Source organism: Rahnella sp. JUb53 (assembly GCF_004346065.1).
Classification (GTDB): Bacteria; Pseudomonadota; Gammaproteobacteria; order Enterobacterales; family Enterobacteriaceae; genus Rahnella; species Rahnella variigena.
Genome location: NZ_SLYT01000004.1, coordinates 557349 through 573803 on the forward strand (window position 1 = coordinate 557349; position 16455 = coordinate 573803).

17 protein-coding genes and 2 pseudogenes are annotated in these 16455 nt (G+C 48.7%); 10 read left to right on the forward strand and 9 right to left on the reverse strand.

The features are described 5' to 3' along the window. Positions 1–64: 64 nt before the first annotated feature. Positions 65–343: a DUF3761 domain-containing protein gene (locus EC840_RS12980; RefSeq protein ID WP_112287185.1), complete on the forward strand. Its 279-nt coding sequence runs from the start codon at positions 65–67 to the stop codon at positions 341–343. 60 nt (positions 344–403) lie between these two features. Here the strand turns inward: EC840_RS12980 and nlpA are convergent, their stop codons facing one another. Beyond that, positions 404–1222: a lipoprotein NlpA gene (gene nlpA, locus EC840_RS12985; protein WP_120161687.1), complete on the reverse strand. Its 819-nt coding sequence runs from the start codon at positions 1220–1222 to the stop codon at positions 404–406. Positions 1223–1452: 230 nt separating this feature from the next. Here nlpA and EC840_RS12990 point away from each other — a divergent pair, with 230 nt between their 5' ends. Continuing rightward, the gene (locus EC840_RS12990; RefSeq protein WP_132965637.1) at positions 1453–1980 is read left to right on the forward strand and encodes a GNAT family N-acetyltransferase; all 528 of its coding nucleotides are present in this window, start codon (positions 1453–1455) and stop codon (positions 1978–1980) included. Positions 1981–2023: 43 nt separating this feature from the next. On the opposite strand, the gene EC840_RS12995 is transcribed toward EC840_RS12990, so the two are convergent. The 4 genes from EC840_RS12995 to EC840_RS13010 are packed head-to-tail and all read right to left on the reverse strand — an operon-like array spanning position 2024 to position 6885. Beyond that, on the reverse strand, positions 2024–3562 hold the full coding sequence (locus EC840_RS12995; RefSeq protein ID WP_132965639.1) for an MFS transporter: 1539 nt from the start codon (positions 3560–3562) through the stop codon (positions 2024–2026). Between the two features lie 40 nt (positions 3563–3602). Then, on the reverse strand, positions 3603–4625 hold the full coding sequence (locus EC840_RS13000; RefSeq protein ID WP_132965641.1) for a Gfo/Idh/MocA family oxidoreductase: 1023 nt from the start codon (positions 4623–4625) through the stop codon (positions 3603–3605). Between the two features lie 14 nt (positions 4626–4639). Next, on the reverse strand, positions 4640–5707 hold the full coding sequence (locus EC840_RS13005; RefSeq protein ID WP_132965642.1) for a Gfo/Idh/MocA family oxidoreductase: 1068 nt from the start codon (positions 5705–5707) through the stop codon (positions 4640–4642). A 2-nt stretch (positions 5708–5709) separates the two neighbouring features. Further along, on the reverse strand, positions 5710–6885 hold the full coding sequence (locus EC840_RS13010; protein ID WP_113876999.1) for a Gfo/Idh/MocA family oxidoreductase: 1176 nt from the start codon (positions 6883–6885) through the stop codon (positions 5710–5712). Between the two features lie 284 nt (positions 6886–7169). Here EC840_RS13010 and EC840_RS13015 point away from each other — a divergent pair, with 284 nt between their 5' ends. Next, positions 7170–8231: a LacI family DNA-binding transcriptional regulator gene (locus EC840_RS13015; protein WP_132965644.1), complete on the forward strand. Its 1062-nt coding sequence runs from the start codon at positions 7170–7172 to the stop codon at positions 8229–8231. 94 nt (positions 8232–8325) lie between these two features. After that, on the forward strand, positions 8326–9171 hold the full coding sequence (gene yghU, locus EC840_RS13020) for a glutathione-dependent disulfide-bond oxidoreductase (RefSeq protein ID WP_132965646.1): 846 nt from the start codon (positions 8326–8328) through the stop codon (positions 9169–9171). A 110-nt stretch (positions 9172–9281) separates the two neighbouring features. Here yghU and EC840_RS13025 read toward each other — a convergent pair whose 3' ends face one another. From EC840_RS13025 to EC840_RS13040, 4 genes are all read right to left on the reverse strand, one after another. Beyond that, positions 9282–9500 (reverse strand): hypothetical protein, encoded by a 219-nt coding sequence (locus EC840_RS13025; protein ID WP_112287194.1) that lies wholly within the window; start codon positions 9498–9500, stop codon positions 9282–9284. Positions 9501–10121: 621 nt separating this feature from the next. After that, entirely contained in the window at positions 10122–10877 is a 756-nt protein-coding gene (locus EC840_RS13030; protein WP_243701063.1) for an SDR family NAD(P)-dependent oxidoreductase, read from the reverse strand. Beyond that, positions 10849–11061, reverse strand: coding sequence for an acyl carrier protein (locus EC840_RS13035; RefSeq protein WP_132965673.1), 213 nt, complete (start codon positions 11059–11061; stop codon positions 10849–10851). Before EC840_RS13035 ends, EC840_RS13030 begins: the two co-directional genes overlap by 29 nt. After that, the gene (locus tag EC840_RS13040; RefSeq protein WP_165929029.1) at positions 11039–11305 is read right to left on the reverse strand and encodes a transposase; all 267 of its coding nucleotides are present in this window, start codon (positions 11303–11305) and stop codon (positions 11039–11041) included. The genes EC840_RS13035 and EC840_RS13040 overlap by 23 nt, the downstream gene beginning before the upstream one ends. A 223-nt stretch (positions 11306–11528) precedes the next feature. Here EC840_RS13040 and EC840_RS13045 point away from each other — a divergent pair, with 223 nt between their 5' ends. From EC840_RS13045 to EC840_RS13070, 6 genes and pseudogenes are all read left to right on the forward strand, one after another. Continuing rightward, positions 11529–12455, forward strand: coding sequence for an AEC family transporter (locus EC840_RS13045; RefSeq protein ID WP_132965649.1), 927 nt, complete (start codon positions 11529–11531; stop codon positions 12453–12455). Positions 12456–12516: 61 nt separating this feature from the next. Continuing rightward, the gene (locus tag EC840_RS13050; protein WP_132965651.1) at positions 12517–14181 is read left to right on the forward strand and encodes an acetolactate synthase large subunit; all 1665 of its coding nucleotides are present in this window, start codon (positions 12517–12519) and stop codon (positions 14179–14181) included. Between the two features lie 71 nt (positions 14182–14252). Next, a pseudogene (locus EC840_RS13055) lies at positions 14253–14405 on the forward strand (IS1 family transposase); the annotation flags it as partial. Positions 14406–14473: 68 nt separating this feature from the next. Then, positions 14474–14906, forward strand: a pseudogene (locus EC840_RS25520) (IS5/IS1182 family transposase); the annotation flags it as partial. A gap of 781 nt (positions 14907–15687) precedes the next feature. After that, on the forward strand, positions 15688–16209 hold the full coding sequence (locus EC840_RS13065; RefSeq protein WP_112287203.1) for a fimbrial protein: 522 nt from the start codon (positions 15688–15690) through the stop codon (positions 16207–16209). A gap of 38 nt (positions 16210–16247) precedes the next feature. After that, the coding region (locus EC840_RS13070) for a fimbria/pilus periplasmic chaperone (RefSeq protein WP_165929030.1) at positions 16248–16455 on the forward strand (208 nt) is incomplete at its 3' end.

A 16455-nucleotide genomic window follows, 5' to 3' on the forward strand; every position in this document is an offset into this window, starting at 1 on the left:
ATAAGGAGTAATCTCCTCGCCAATCATTCAGGTATTACAACCATAACAGGGACAAAGTGCGATCATGCGCTTACTGGGATTTTTGCTATTTGCAGTCAGTCTTTTATTGAATCCGGCAATTGCCAAACAGCACACGCAACCTTCCTCAACCGATAATGAGCTTATCGAGCAAGGAGATTATACCAATTCAGATGGGCAGGAAATTCACCGCCCGGCGCATACAAAGTCGGGCAATGCTCCTGATGGCGCATCGGCCCAGTGCAGAGATGGAACCTACAGTTTCAGTGCTCACCGTCGAGGGACGTGCTCGCGACATGGTGGCGTGGCAGAATGGCTTAACTAAATTAAAAGCCCGCAATTAAGCGGGCTTCTGTAAATAGCAGATTTTGTAATGCAAACTCCATCACCAGCCCGGAACCGCCCCGCCGTTAAAGATTTTCTCGGCTGCTTTCGCCACTTCGGGAGACTGATACGATTTCAGAAACTCCTGCACATTTTCCGCGTCTTTATTGTCGGGACGTGAAACCAGAAGATTCACGTACGGCGAATTTTTATCTTCGATAAATACGCTGTCATGCACCGGCGATAATCCGGTTTGCTGGATATAGGTGGTGCTGATGATGGCCACGTCGACTTTCGGGTCGTCGAGCACGCGTGGCAGTTGCGCGCCTTCCAGTTCCATAATGTTCAGGTGATGCGGGTTTTCAGTGATATCCAGCGTCGTCGGCAACAGGCCTTTGCCGTCTTTCAGGGTGATCAGTTTCTCTTTTTGCAGCAACAGAAGCGCGCGGCCTAAGTTGGTCGGATCGTTGGGGATCGCCACGGTGGCGCCGTCTTTAAGCTGATCAACGGTTTTAATCTTTTTCGAGTAACCCGCCATCGGGAACACAAAGGTGTTGCCGACCGCCACCAGATGATAGCCGTGAGCTTTGTTATCCTGGTCGAGGAACGGGCGGTGCTGGAATACGTTGGCATCCAGGTCGCCGTGTTCGGTTGCGTCATTCGGCAGTAGAGAGCCGCTGAAACCAACCAGTTCTACGTCCAGACCGTATTTGTCTTTGGCGACTTTTTTAGCGACTTCCGCCACATCCTGCTCGGCGCCGTTAATCACGCCGACTTTGATATGTTTGGCATCACCGCTTTTTTGATCACAGCCCGCCAGCAGTAATCCCGCCAGCAAAACCACGGCACCAGTACGTAAATGAGGGAAGGTCAGTTTCACTTTTTTTCCTTAAAAAATAACCGCTAATGCGTAATGAACTGACTATAACAGGAGGATTAACGCGGTTTAAAAAACCAATAAAGCACTACTAAGAAGAAAAAAGCATATAGATGACTCCGCTTATCTCCGGCATCCAGATCTTTTACTTATATCTGTGATAAACAGTTTGCCCTCCCAGCTCCTTTTCGGAAAGAGTAGGCTATAGCGAAATCACCCACGAGACCGGAAAGATGGAAATTATTGAAGCAGATAAACAACATATCCCTGCCATGCAGAAAATTTATGCCTGGCATGTTTTGCATGGGACGGCCTCGTTCGAAACTCTGCCGCCTGATGAACATGAAATGGCGCTGCGCCTGAAAAAAATTCAGGAAGCCGGTTTGCTGTGGCTGGTGGTTTTGCATGAGGGGGAAGTGAAAGGGTACTGCTATCTGGGCCGCTATCGCGAGCGTTTTGCTTACCGCTATACGCTGGAGGATTCGATTTATATCGATCCCGGTTTTCAGAAACGTGGTGCGGGTAAAGCGTTACTTCGCCGGGCGATTGACTGGGCGGAAATGCACGGTTTTCGCCAGCTGGTGGGGAATATTGGCGACAGCGAAAACATGGCGTCGATTAATCTGCACCTCGCTGCTGGTTTTCAGGTGAAGGGCACCATGCATTCTGTCGGTTTCAAGCATGGCCGCTGGCTGGATACAGTGTTTATGCAGCGTGCGCTGGGTGACGGGAATCAGACCTTGCCTGCGCAGGAGAGCTGACCGGAAATGAAAGCGGGCAGACTATCTGCCCGCATTTTACTGATTATTCTATCGCTAATTTTTCCCTGGTATTTTTTTGCGTTGCGCTGCCGCCCCACACCTCATTGTATTCGTAACCCGTCAGGTCTTTAATCACCTTGCGTGATACCGCGTCGCAATCTTCCTGGGCGCCGCCCAGTTTCAGGCGAGCAGTTTCTTTGATCAGAATTTTATGCGTGTCCCGCGTCAGCTTGAATTTGAAGGTCATGTAGAAACTGATTGCCAGCAATGCCCCGGTGGCAAAGATCATCAGTCCGATGATCGCGTTTAACGCGCTGAGCGGTTGCGCGCCTTGCCCTTTCACAAATCCGCTTTCTTCCAGCACCAGACCTACAATCATAATGGCAATCGCGACAGTACTTTTACGGGTAAATACCATGACACCGGCAAAAATACCCTCGCGACGTTTTTTGGTGACTATCTCATCGACGTCCGGAATAAAGCTGTAAATATTCCACGGGATATAATAGAGCCCTGAACGACCAAAGCCTAAAACAACGAAGATGGAAGTAAAGAGAATTAGCGGCACCGCTGTGTTGGTAATATAAATATAAAACAGCGCAGCCAGAACAAAGAAGATACAGCCATACGCTATCCGCAACGCAGCGGAAGGCGAAACATTCAGCCTTTCCATCACCATCATATAAACAACTGTTGAAGGTACAGAAACAAAAGCTGCGACGCTTAAATATCCCGAAACCGCCCCAACATCCTGATGCAAGCCATAAACCACATAATAGGTAAATACGGCACCAAATACGTCCATTGCAGTGAATGACGCAATATAAATAACAATATGCTGACGGAACATGCGAATATTAAAGGACGAAATAAAATCCAGCACCAGACTTTTCAGATGATGCCAGAGGCTGCCGCCCGTTTCCATTTCCGGTTCAGGCTCATTCGGATCCCGCACATCCTTCGCCTCCCAGGTACATAACCAGGTAGTGAATACCGCAATACAAAATACTGTGGCGAAGAACATCCCGGTATAGGTATACGTCATCGGATTATCTTTACCGGTAAACATCATGATCACGCCCGGTACAGACACGGCAAGAAAACCGCCAAGCTGCGAGCAAATCATGCGCACACCGGCCAGGCGGGTACGTTCACCGAAACGGTTAGTCATCTCTGCAGCCAGGGTTTCCCACGGCACCAGCACCATCGCCGACAGTAATTCAATCGACAAATACGTTCCGAGATAATACCAGTAGCCCATGTCCTTGACCCAGACCAGCGCATACAGGAACATTAGCGGCGAACTGATCAGCAGGAAAAAGCGACGGCGGCCAAACCGTTTACCCAGCCAGGTATTACCAAAGTGGTCGGTAATATAGCCCATGATCGGACTTAATATTGCGTCAATCACTCGGGCGATAGCGAAAATAGATCCCGCTTCTAAAACAGTCAATCCGCAATACATGGTATAGAAGAATAAAAGCCAGGTACCGATAACGGCGAATGCACCGCCACCAAATAAGTCAGTTACGCCATAGCCTATAGCCGTGCCGTAACCGACTCTGCGCTCAGTAGGTTTCATTATTATTATCCTGTGAAGGTAAAGTTATTATTAAAATTATTTAATCAGCCAGAGTTATCCATTTTCCTGATTGTGAAGAGCGATAAATCGCCCCGACCATATTCAGAGACACTTCGGCCTGTGAAACAGAGATATAATTTTTTTCTTCAGGATGACGAATGGAATAATAGAAATTTGATACTGCCTGACGGTGACTGTCGCCCCAGTAGCTTTTGGTGGTTCCTGACGGACTGTCGTCGCTGACCAGCAGCGTTTTATTTTCTCCTTCAATCAGCCACAGCGCGTTGTGATGTAACTGCAGCAGTCCTTTTTCACAATGAATTTCCAGCAGCAACGGCGAGTCAGTGCTGTGACAATTGGTTGCGTAAAACAATCCTCGCGCACCGTTAACCATTTTCAGGCTGGCCATCGCGGTATCTTCATTTTCAGTCAGATCACTGAGAAACGTTCTTTCCACCACGCCCTTCAGCGCCAGCACGCCGCCGCTAAACCACTGCATTAAATCCAGCGTGTGGATCGCCTGATTGATCAGCAGGCTGCCGCCTTCGGTGGCAAAACGCCCGCGCCACAGGCTTTCACTGTAATACGCCCCGCCGCGTGACCAGGTCAGAACGGCTTTGATGCTCAACATGTTGCCCAGCTGCCCGCTGTCCAGCAGTGCTTTGATTTTCTGACTGGAAGGATTCAGGCGGTTCTGATAACACACGCCAAGCACTCCGTCAGCCTGCGCCTCTGACCGTTTAATGGCGCTGACTTCACCGATATTCAGCGCCACCGGTTTCTCGGTGAAAACATGCTTTCCCGCCGCCAGCGCGGCGAGAATCGCTTCCAGATGTAAATGATGTGGCAGACAGATATGCACCACGTCAATCAGCGGATCAGATAACATTTCGTGATAATCAGTATAAAAATCACAGCCATATTCCAGCGCCAGCGCCCTGCCTTTGCCAATATTGCACTCGGCAATGGCCCTTAACTGACAATCTGGCTCATGCTGAATCGCCGTGACATGGCAGGTATGGATGGCACCACAACCGATCACCGCAGCCCCAAGAGTTTTCATGATCCGCTCCCGATTCAGTGGGTTTCGTTAGCCAGCATCTGCGCCCGCACGCACAGTTCGGCGGCCTTAAACGCATGTTCCTGCGTCATGGCTTTTTCGGTGCGGTTAAGGCAATCCAGTATCAGTTGACCGAAGAACGGGAAGCCGACGTTGCCGGAAACCGGATAACGGAACTCCCCTTCCCGGTTCACCAGATACACCACGTCCTGCTCGCCGCGTGTGAGATCGACATATTTGCGGATCTCGATATAACCTTCAGTACCAAGCAGCGTCAGACGCCCGTCGCCCCATGTGCTCAGCCCTTCCGGCGTGAACCAGTCGCAGCGGAAATAACCGCGCGCACCGTTTTCACCTTCCAGCATGGTGTCGCCAAAATCTTCAAAGTTCGGATATTGCGGATGATTGAAATTCAGTGCCTGAGCCGCTACGACGTGAGCATTGCTGTTGCCGGTGTAAAACAGAAACTGTTCAATCTGATGGCTGCCGATATCACAGAGAATGCCGCCAAACTGCTCTTTCTCATAAAACCAGTCTGGTCGTCCTTCGCCTTCGCGATGCGGACCGGTGCCGAGCGTCTGGATCACACGTCCGATCGCCCCTTGCTGCACTAATTGCCCGGCGAATACCGCGCTTTCCACGTGCAGACGCTCGCTGTAATACACCGCATATTTACGTCCGGTTTCGGCTACTTTTGCCTTCGCCGCTGCCAGTTGTTCCAGCGTGGTCAGTGGCGCCTTATCGGTGAAATAATCTTTCCCGGCCGCCATGACTTTCAGCCCCAATGCACAGCGTTCAGACGGAATGCCCGCACCTGCCACCAGTTGCACTTCTTTATCATCGAGGATCATTTGCAGGGATCCGGCAACTTTCACCTGCGGATACTGCGCAACAAATTTCTCTACTTTTGCAGGGTCAGGATCGTAAACCCATTTCAGGCTGGCTCCTGCTTCAATCAATCCGTTACACATGCCGTAGATGTGCCCGTGATCCAGCGCCGCGGCGGCAATCACGAATTCACCCGGTTTTACCACCGGCTGCGGTTTGCCTACCGGCGCATAATTCATACCGTCTTTGTTGCTCATGTTCAGGCTCCTTTATCCATGTTTTTGCCGAGCGGGATCGCGTCTTCATTGGCGAAGTTTTCTACCGATGCAGATTTCTCATAAAAGTGCGGGGCGAGCGAAACCAGTCCGCCGGTCTGATAGAACGGGTCGGTGGAAGCCAGCGGGAGGGTCACGATACTGCGGGTGATGGCGGATTTATAAATGGCGGCGATAAGTTCCAGCGAACGCTTGCCCTGCACGCCGTCGATCAGCGGCGCGGTGCCGGTTTCCAGGGCGGTGAGGAAATTGTCAATCTGGCCGATATGCAATGTATAAGTAAGTTTGGGGATCGACTGGTAAATGTCTTCGAGCTGATTTTCACGATCGGTATCGCGTTCATCTATCGGGAAGCCGTTCGGCGCAGAAATGCTGGCGTATTTATCCCACGGGGCAGAAATTCGCGCTTTCTCGCCCTGAATGACAATCTTCTGATCTTCACCATGATGCACTACCGAGGCCGTCAGCTGGGTCAGCGCGCCGGTGTCATATTTGAAAATGGCTGCCGAGAGATCTTCCACTTCGGCGTTATCGTGCGCGGCATTGGTGATCATCGACACCACTTCAGACGGGAAACCAAGCATCCACTGGATAGCATCAATATGATGAACTGCGTGATTCAGCGTGCAACCGCCCGCCTCTTTTTCCCAGGTGCCGCGCCACCACAAATCGTAATAGGAATGACCACGCCACCAGAATGAATCGACCTGCGCATGGCAGACTTTGCCAGTTTCGCCGGAATCGAGCACTTTCTTCAAACGCCAGAACGCGTCGGTAAAGCGGTTCTGCGCAATAATTGACAGCGTTTTACCACTCTCTTTAGCTGCACTGATCATGGCATCGCATTCCTGCAACGATGCTGCCATCGGCTTTTCACACAGCACATGCTTGCCCGCATTGAGGGCGTTGATAGAAATTTCGGCATGGACATACGGTGGCGTACACACGTCAAAAACGTCGATCTCAGTATCGCCGAGGATTTCCTCATGGCTGGCATACACCTTCGCATTGGTCAGGCCATAATGACGTTTTTTCTCTTCCGCCTTTTCAGGATAAATATCTACCAGCGCAACAATCTGGCAACGATCCGCAAACTCTAAATATCCCTGAATATGATTATGCGAAATATTACCTGTACCAATAATTGCTATTTTGAGCATTATCTTTCTCCTTCTATTAAAGCGGGCAGCAGGCTGACTTAAGCCGGACACAAAGGGGCATCGCGTTGAAATTTTTAAATATTCAGCGCAAATAAAAACCTTATTTTGTGTTGCTGAGATTTATATTCCGGAGAGTAGTAATGGTTTTTTTTTCCAACAACCGTTATTTGTGACAGGAATTGCAGTGCAGTTTTCGCAATTTGCTATCATCCTCAATAGTCCATCAATTACAAACGGTTAAGCGTGGCAATAAGTCCATCAGCATATGAGGCATTGATCACAAAATGACGGGAAAATTAAAAATCAGGCAAATTGCGGAGTTAACCGGGCTTTCTCCGAGTACTGTTTCCCGTGTGCTGGCGGGTAAAGCCAATGTCAGTCCGCAGGCAAAAGAAAAAGTATTTAACCATGCAAGAAAAATGGGTATTTTACGTGACATTCCGGCCAGCCGTTTGTTAATGAATTGCCTCCTGATCTGTGCGCCCCCGGCGGCATTCTCTCCGCACGAAGACCGTTATTATTATGAAGTGATCCAGGAAATAACCACTGAAGTGGGGCGCTTTGATATCCATGTCCGCAAATGTGCGCTGGCCGTCAATGAACCGGATATCGCGGTTTTTATGCAGGCACTGCACCAGCCGGATGTCGACGGGATCGTCATCATCGGTATAGATGACGTGATGCTGTACCGCCTTGCCGCGGAATCCAACAAGCCGGTGGTGATGATTAATGCCAAAGACAGCGAAATGCGCCTCGATTGCGTGTCGGCAGATCATTATTCCATTGGCTACAGCGCGGCCAATTACCTGTTTCTCAGAGGACATCGCCCGGTGTTGTTGTTCACCGACCTGCGTCGCGAAACCATGATGCAACGCCTCGATGGCTTTAAACGTGCCTGCCTCGAACATCACATTGCGTTCGATGAAGCCAGCCATCTGCTGATAAATCATGGCAACGGCAAAGAACAGGCCAGGCAAACGATGGATAAATACTTGCGGGAACATAAACGGGAGATGCTGCCTTCCGCCATTATTTGCGGTGGCGATCCGATGGCACTGGCTACTGTGGAAGTGCTGACGGAACATGGCATCAGTGTGCCGGAAGACATTTCGGTGATGAGTATTGATTTTGCCCACGATGCCAAAAATACTCTGGCACAAGGTTTCACAGCCGTGCATCTGCCTTGCCGCGAACTGGGGACTGAAGCGGTTTATATTCTGCAGAGCCGTTTAATGCGGGCCACAGGTGCGAAATTCAATCTGTTGCTGCAAGGCAACATTCACACCGGCCAGACAGTGGCCGATGTGAAATGGAAGCGTAAAGGGTTGTATCCTGCGGCCAGTTAGCCGCATTGTCTGAGGGCACATTCTCAGCGTCATCGTTGAGTATCTCCTGCTAGACTTTTGAGTCTTAACCTCAAAAAAAGATGCGGAGAATGTCATGTCAGAACAGTATCAGCCACCAAAAGTCTGGACCTGGAATAAAGACGAAGTCAGCAAGTTCTCGAACATCAACCGCCCGATAGCGGGCCCGACACATGAGAAAACGTTGCCGGTCGGTAAACACCCGCTACAGCTTTATTCGCTGGGCACTCCAAACGGCCAGAAAGTGACGATCCTGCTGGAAGAATTGCTGGAACAGGGTGTCAGCGGTGCGGAATACGATGCGTTTATTATCCGCATCAACGAAGGCGATCAGTTCTCCAGCGGCTTTGTTGACGTTAACCCGAACTCGAAAATCCCGGCACTGCTGGATAACTCCGCTACGCCGCCGATCCGCGTGTTTGAATCCGGCAATATCCTGCTGTATCTGGCCGAAAAATTCGGTAAGTTCCTGCCGCAAGATCTCGCCGGTCGCACCGAAACCCTGAACTGGTTGTTCTGGCTGCAAGGCTCTGCGCCTTATCTGGGCGGCGGCTTCGGACATTTCTATCATTACGCGCCGGTGAAAATCGAATACGCCATCAACCGCTTCACGATGGAAGCCAAACGTCAGCTGGATGTACTGGATCGCCAGCTGGCAGAGCACCGTTTCATCGCCGGTGAAGAATACACCATTGCCGATATCGCTATTTTCACCTGGTACGGCAGTCTGGCGCAGGGCGGCTTGTACGAATCCGCCGAATTCCTCGACATCAAATCCTACAAGCATTTCCAGCGCTGGGCCGCTGATATTGCCAGCCGTCCGGCGGTGAAACGTGGCCGTATCGTCAACCGCACCTGGGGTGATGAACAGCTGGAAGAACGCCACGATGCGTCCGATTTTGATGGCGTGCTGAAGTCGTAACGCACTGACAGCAGATAAAAATCCGCCTTCGCATAAGGCGGCATTGCTTAGAAATAAAAAAGGTTCATCGCGGTTAAGCATGAACCAATAGAAAACGGCGGTAAAAGTGGTTAGTTTTGTATTCGCCAAAACACCAACCAGCCACTCAACCGCCGTCTGCCATGAATGCTAATCTTTCTTCCCTCTTCTGGGACGGCTTCACTGTTGATTCCTGCAATCATCCTGCACCGGATGCTCTGCTTATTACTCTCCGGCCTGACAACCATTCCCACCAGTGTGGCGGCCAGTAGCAGCGTAAACACCAGCAAAGCAAATCCGATTTCCGTCATGCCTATGGCTCCAGAGTACAGCGCGGACTATAGGAGTATGACAATCCGAAAAACGTATCAGATTCGGTAAGTATAGTCAGAACTGAAAATCACCCCATTCATTGATAATGATAACCCTACGAGTGAAGGCGTAGAGACATAAGAAACCATAATCACAAAGCAACGTTTTGTATTTTTGGTACAGCAGAGATGGCAGGAAACCGCGCTGGCAACACAAACAACGCGTTTATGGTTCAAGCGAAAAATTTTCACATTCCGCAGGTACCCAAAGCATATTCAAATGATAGACAGAGAGCGTAAATGAGGTTTTAAAAATGAATATTTCCTCGGTAGGGCGGGAGATGTCGCGAAGGAAAGAAAGATGGTCAATGAGTCGGTATAAACCCATAACATCTGGCGACCTTATTTGTCTTTAAAATAAAAATCGCCAGATGAAGTTAACTGGCAGAATTAAGAGTTGAGGATTTTCAACCTATATCAGGATCATTCAATTTCAGTGTTGAACACTTCAATTAGCGCATGGGATATGATATCCCAATGCCAGATAAATATAACAGACAAGAGTATTTCACTTAATATAAAATACTCCTTTCTTTTTATTAAAAAAATTGACATTTAAAACTAAGAGGAAAGGCCTCCGTCAATAATTAAACTTTGCCCTGTAATATATGTCGCAGCATCGCTTAATAAAAAATCTACAGACTGGGCAATCTCATCAGGTTTGCCCAGTCTGCGTAATGGAATTTGGGCCTGGAGTTGTTTTCGCTCTTCCCTTGACATTGCTGCAACCATATCGGTTTCAATAAGCCCCGGCAATATGCAGTTAACCCGCACATTAAAACGTGCAACTTCATTTGCCAGCGAACGTGAAATTCCCGTCATTGCTGCTTTGGTGGCACTGTAAGCAACCTGCCCGCAATTGCCTTTGATGGCTGAAACAGATGACATCAGAACAATGCTGCCACCGTGCATAAACATTGCGGGGAGTAATTGCCGGTTCCAGTAAAAAATCGCATTCAGGTTAGTGTCGATGACATTCTGCCAGTCTTCATTACTCTGATGGATGTGAAGAGCATCACGCGTAATACCTGCGTTGTGTACGATCCCGGCAGGCGCTCCTTTATCAGCTAACAGTTTAGTCGCTAATGTTGCTACTTGTTTTTCGTCGGTACCATCACATTGATAACTTTGCACTTTCCCTGGAAGGCATGCACAACTTTGCTCAATCTCTTGTGCCTGCTGTTGATTTTTTTGCCAGGTAAATATCACGTTCCACGATTGGGCAAGCTGTCGTACAACTGCCGCTCCAATCCCTCGACTGCCTCCGGTTACAAGGATCCATTTGTTATCAGGCATCAGGAGAGACTCGCTGGGCATTCAATAATCCGCACATATCCATAAGGCTCATATCTGGATGATCAATAAACATTCGTGCATTCAATGTGATATCAAATTCACGTTTCGCCAGCACCATCAGCTCAACATAGTCAAGACTGTCGAGTTTTAAAGTGTTCAGGCGAGTATCCGCATCGCTGGTTTTAAGGCTTTTTTTCGATGAAATCTTTCAGCGCCCGGCATTCCAGACTCAGAACGGCAAACATCTGCTTCAGACGACGATTCTCGTCCTCAAGATCTTTGACCTTTTTGATATCTGCGGGCTTCCATACCGCCATATTTCGCCTTCCAGTTGTAATAGCGGCTTTAGGAATAGCGGCCTCGCGACACACATCTTTGACGGTCCTGCCCGCTTCGAATGATTTCAGGACGGCAATCATCTGGTGCTCGGTGAATCTGATCTTACGCATAGCGATCGCCTCAGGGGACATAATCAGTATGTCGGAAGATCTCTAAAAGTGAATGGGCCGTTTTGGTGGGGTACTTACAATCCGATTCCTACATGTGAAGGATTTCGCCTACAGCACGATATCAACGAACCTATATTTCTCGCTGTGGCATAACGCTATGCTCTCCCACCGAAAATCTTGACAACGACTTTACATATTCATTTGAGATTACAGAGAGGGTTTAGTGACTGAAACAATTATTGCCGCGCTACTGCCGATTGTCGTGACGCTTATGATGGGTTTTTTAGCCGGTTGGCATCATGACTTTGACGCCAAGCAGGGCACGATCCTCAATCGCATGGTAATGCTCTATGCACTTCCATTGACATTATTCGCCGGGATGATGGGACTCTCGCGCTCCGTGTTACTGGAGCAAGGGAGCATGGCGATCTTGATACTGATTGGTATGGTGGGGGGATATACTGTCGTCTATCAAATTGCGCGTCATATTTTCCGCCAGCCGAGTAAGATCGCTGCACTGTTGGCACTGGCTATCAGCGGCCCTGCTGTACCTTTCGTCGGAGTGCCAGTGCTTGGACATTTGTTCGGCGATCTCAGTACTATCCCTATCGCACTATGTAGTATCATCATGAACCTGGTCCAGGTACCGGTTACGATACTGATTCTTTCGTCGGATAATGTCGATGGCACTAAAACGACGTTCAAAAATAGTCTTGTTCATACCTTAAAAGAACCCGTCGTGTGGGCTCCTATTTTGGCGCTGATTTTATTGCTGTGCAATCTGCATATTCCAGCGCAAATCCGTTCGTCTTTACAGCTTCTCGGTGGAGCAACCGGCGGAGTGGCCCTTTTCGCTTCGGGTATCATTCTATATTCCTTCCACGTGGCATTCAATCGTACGATTGCAATGGCTATTTTGACAAAAAATTGCCTACTCCCGTTCGCTGTGCTAGGGGTGGCGTTATTATTTAAAGTTGATACCACTACGTTAAGACTTTCTGTCATTAGCATTGCGATCCCAACGGCATCTATCTGCGTAATACTGGCTGTGCAATACAAAACTGCAGAACAAGATATGGCTTCAATACTCTTTTTCAGTACGCTTTTATCCATCCTCACTATGGGTGGATTATTATATTACCTTCATTGATCGCTAAATTATCAATAAATACCAACACTTAAATTGCCGTAAATTAATCAGGAGTTTCACCATGTTGAATGACCAGCAGAGCGTCGCCGAATTTATTGTTTCCTGCCTTGAAGCCGAAGGTGTTGAGTATGTCTTCGGTATTCCCGGTGAAGAAAATATTAAGTTAGTGCGCGCCATCACCGCCTCTGAAAAAATTCGCTTTATTCTGGTGCGTCATGAGCAGGGTGCCTCCTTTATGGCTAGTATCTATGGCCGCTTAACCGGGAAAGCGGGCGTATGTACTGCAACGCTTGGCCCAGGTGCCATCAATCTACTGCTGGGTGTAGCCGATGCACAAACAGACTCCAGCCCTCTGGTCGCCATTTCTGCACAAGTGGGCCTGAACCGTATTTATAAAGAATCACACCAGATCGTCGACCTGGTCGCCATGTTTAAACCTGTCACCAAGTGGGCTGATACCGTCTTGACACCAGCTGCGGTGCCAGAAATGGTGCGAAAGGCATTCAGCCTTGCTGAGCAAGAACGCCCAGGTGCCACTTATCTCGCCATCCCGCAAGACATTGAAGCAATGCCCATGTCAGCATCACTCACCCCAATTCGACCGAGGAACGCGGTTAATACCTATCCCGCACCAGAGCAGATCCAACAGGCCGCTGAACTACTGCGTAATGCGCGTTACCCGGTGATTTTGGCAGGCCATGGCGTGGCCAGAACCAAGAGTTCCGATGCACTCACCGCCTTGGCAACGCGCTACCAGGTTCCGGTAGCCACCACTTTTATGGGTAAAGGCGTTATCAGCGACAAGAGCCCGCACGCATTGGGCGTGATGGGCTTTATGCGTCACGACTATGAGAACTTTGCTTTCGATAAGGCCGATGTCATCCTGGCCATAGGTTATGAATTACAAGAGTTTGCACCAGAGCGCATGAATCCGCATGCAAATAAAAAAATAATCCATATCAATACGTTCAGCGCTGATACGGACAAACATTATTGTGTCGATGTCAACATTGAATCCGATATCGCACAGGCAATCACGGCGCTGACTGCAGAGCTAGGTAACGCTCCACTGCATAGATTGCCGAGTACAGCCAACATTCGCAAACTGCGTCTGGAAGAGTTGGATAAAGGCCAAAGAAGTTGCGATTTCCCCTTGAAACCACAACGTATTGCCGCCGATATCCGCAACGCGATGGATGATAGCGACATTGTGTTAGCCGATACTGGCGCAATCAAAATGTGGATGTCACGTCTCTATCCGACCTACCAGCCGCTGACCTGTCTGACGTCGAACGGCCTGTCCACTATGGCATTTTCTCTACCAGGTGCGCTGGGCGCCAAACTGGCCTATCCCGAACGTAAAGTGCTTGCAGTAATGGGTGATGGCAGCTTTTTGATGAACTCACAGGAAATTGAGACCGCAGTACGTGAAAACATTCCGTTAGTGGTACTTATTTGGGTGGACGGTAGCTACGGTCTGATTAAGTGGAAGATGGATATCGAAGAAGGTGCGCACGACACCGTCGACTTTGGTAACCCTGATTTCGTGAAGTATGCTCAGAGCTTTGGTGCCAACGGTTATCTTATTAATAGCGCAGAGGAGTTACTGCCAACGTTGAACAAAGCCTTCAGTGAGGGTGGCGTGTCTGTTATTGCCTGCCCAGTGGATTACAGTGAGAACATGAAATTGGTGAGCAAACTCGGTGAACTGACTATTTCACTTTAAGTAAGTGACCGTCCTTGCTCTCGCTGGTTATTGGGGGCAAGGAAGGTAATGATACCAACTTGCTGACTTAGTCGCTGGAATATCTTCTGAGGCTGCTGTCGGCCTTTGACGTGGTGGTTTGATGGCCGCTGGGAAAGCTACACGTTATTAGCAAGCGTTACACTCAGCCAATTGAGCGTCAAAACCTGAATATGAGACAGCACCTTGCAAGGTTAGGCAGGAAGTGGTTTGAATAGACCCTAGTTTCCTAGACGGTTCCGTGCCTCATGAACCAGGCACTTTCATAAACTGCAGGTGGGCTAAGTCCGTCAACATCCCGTTTTAAAAAACCCACGCGGTACTAAATTGCCCATCTTTTTATCACCTCCCCCGGATTAAAAGTCTTTGGTGAAGGGGAGTGGAAGGTGAAAAAACGATCAGAAAAAACACCGCGTTCGGCGGAAACTTTACCTGGCGGGTGGACGCCGGTGCTAATGAGGTTATCTACGCTGACCTGACCCTGAATAATGTGACTACGCAGAGGCATTGCCGGGACTTATTCGTTAGAGCGATCGGAAAGTAAGGTCGCTTCTGCCGATGACGCTTATCCCTGCGCGAGCTCGGGCGGGTTAATGGCCGGTGGGGTATGCGGACAGAAATCAGGCGATGGTGAGGCTATGACAATGATCATTCCCTTAAACAAAATGACGCGTGGAGGGATGCCCAAAAATGTGCAAATTTCCTGAGATAATAATTTATATGGGACTGTTTTTATCTAAACACGATTTATTCAAAATAAGCCCATCACAGCATGTCGAATGTTAATTTAGACAGAGTCAAAAGCAACTATTTTTAGTCTTTCTGCATCTGCTGTTTATGTTTCAAATTAGTACCACCCCATTAGACTCGCTTAACCCCTCCCCGATTCAAGTAGCGTTGACTGGATATTTTAAGTGATCTTCATTAAGCCTTAAAACTCAAAGACAGAGGATGAGGATTTAATATTATCCACTATAACAATAATCAAAAATATAACATTAAGGAAACCTGTTTATAACGATCAATAACGGAAATATTGATAGACGATACCTATCAAAAGAATTTTAATGATCGTTTGTGACGATCAATCTCTTGACTTCGCTCGCTACTTAACCTAAATTCGCATCAATGCTGAACGAACCAGCTTCTTTTAAGCTGATTTACGAGCAGCCAAAGACCTAACTAAAAAAATAATGCGAATATTGATTACTTAAAACACCAGGGGATTTCTAATTCTTTTTCATAATAAAAAGTATGCACGTGGAGGGAGTTGTGCGGACAATATACTTAAGCAAACCATAACGCTCATGAAACGTTTTTTGAAAGTAATGATGAAATAAAGTCTTTTATTTTTCGTTTAGGCTTTATTGACAAATCTATAGTGACAACATTCCATTTTTGATGAATTCGAACATCCCGAAGGCAATTCTGTGCACCGCCTTTAAGGCGGCACGTTAATTTTTTGGGAATTAACGAAAAGGACAAACAATGAAAAGAATTTCACTCTTCTTTACGGCGGCTACATCCGCTGTTATTAGCTGCGCAGCGTTAGCCGCAGACGGCACTATCAATTTTACGGGAAGCATTATCGATACTGCCTGCACCATTGATGCCGCCTCTGCAAATCAGACGGTCAAGCTGGGTACGGTTGCCGCCAGCTCGTTTTCGTCTGCGGGGGCCACCGCCGGCGCCGCACGTTTTTCTATAAACCTGACGGGTTGCCCCGCAGCGGTCAAAACCGCCAGTGTCCGTTTTGACGGGCCCGTGCCCAGCGGTAACAGTTCGGTTCTCAGTCTTAGCTCTGGGCAGACAGCCACCAATTTAGCCGTGGGGCTGTACCAGGTCGACAGCACGACCCTCATCCCCATTGGCAGCTCAACGCCGTCTGTGCCACTCACGACTTCGGGCACCAACACCCTTGTCTTCATTGCCAAATATTACGCACTTTCCACACCCGTTGGGGCCGGAACCGCTAACGCTAACGCAACCTTTACCGTGGCTTATAACTAATCTGTTGCGCTTTTTGCTTGTCATTTAAAAGGATTTATATGTGGCGTTTATCAGTAGGACTGAGCTTACTTCTTCTTTCCTGTTCGGGTATTGCGGGGGTGGAAATAGGCGGAAATCGCGTGATTTATGATGCAGGTGCAAAACAGGCCTCCATCAGCGTCAGTAACCCTGATGACCGCCCCTATCTTATTCAGTCCTGGGTGGATAAAAGTCCGGAGGCGGGAGACGGCGATGAGACGTTTATCA

What these genes read in the sequence shown, in the direction of transcription:
- EC840_RS12980 (WP_112287185.1), top strand. Translation starts at nt 65, where the DNA reads ATGCGCTTACTGGGATTTTTGCTATTTGCAGTCAGTCTTTTATTGAAT.
- EC840_RS12990 (WP_132965637.1), top strand. Translation starts at nt 1,453, where the DNA reads ATGGAAATTATTGAAGCAGATAAACAACATATCCCTGCCATGCAGAAA.
- EC840_RS12995 (WP_132965639.1), bottom strand. Translation starts at nt 3,562, where the DNA reads ATGAAACCTACTGAGCGCAGAGTCGGTTACGGCACGGCTATAGGCTAT.
- EC840_RS13000 (WP_132965641.1), bottom strand. Translation starts at nt 4,625, where the DNA reads ATGAAAACTCTTGGGGCTGCGGTGATCGGTTGTGGTGCCATCCATACC.
- EC840_RS13005 (WP_132965642.1), bottom strand. Translation starts at nt 5,707, where the DNA reads ATGAGCAACAAAGACGGTATGAATTATGCGCCGGTAGGCAAACCGCAG.
- EC840_RS13010 (WP_113876999.1), bottom strand. Translation starts at nt 6,885, where the DNA reads ATGCTCAAAATAGCAATTATTGGTACAGGTAATATTTCGCATAATCAT.
- EC840_RS13015 (WP_132965644.1), top strand. Translation starts at nt 7,170, where the DNA reads ATGACGGGAAAATTAAAAATCAGGCAAATTGCGGAGTTAACCGGGCTT.
- yghU (WP_132965646.1), top strand. Translation starts at nt 8,326, where the DNA reads ATGTCAGAACAGTATCAGCCACCAAAAGTCTGGACCTGGAATAAAGAC.
- EC840_RS13025 (WP_112287194.1), bottom strand. Translation starts at nt 9,500, where the DNA reads ATGACGGAAATCGGATTTGCTTTGCTGGTGTTTACGCTGCTACTGGCC.
- EC840_RS13030 (WP_243701063.1), bottom strand. Translation starts at nt 10,877, where the DNA reads ATGCCCAGCGAGTCTCTCCTGATGCCTGATAACAAATGGATCCTTGTA.
- EC840_RS13040 (WP_165929029.1), bottom strand. Translation starts at nt 11,305, where the DNA reads ATGCGTAAGATCAGATTCACCGAGCACCAGATGATTGCCGTCCTGAAA.
- EC840_RS13050 (WP_132965651.1), top strand. Translation starts at nt 12,517, where the DNA reads ATGTTGAATGACCAGCAGAGCGTCGCCGAATTTATTGTTTCCTGCCTT.
- EC840_RS13065 (WP_112287203.1), top strand. Translation starts at nt 15,688, where the DNA reads ATGAAAAGAATTTCACTCTTCTTTACGGCGGCTACATCCGCTGTTATT.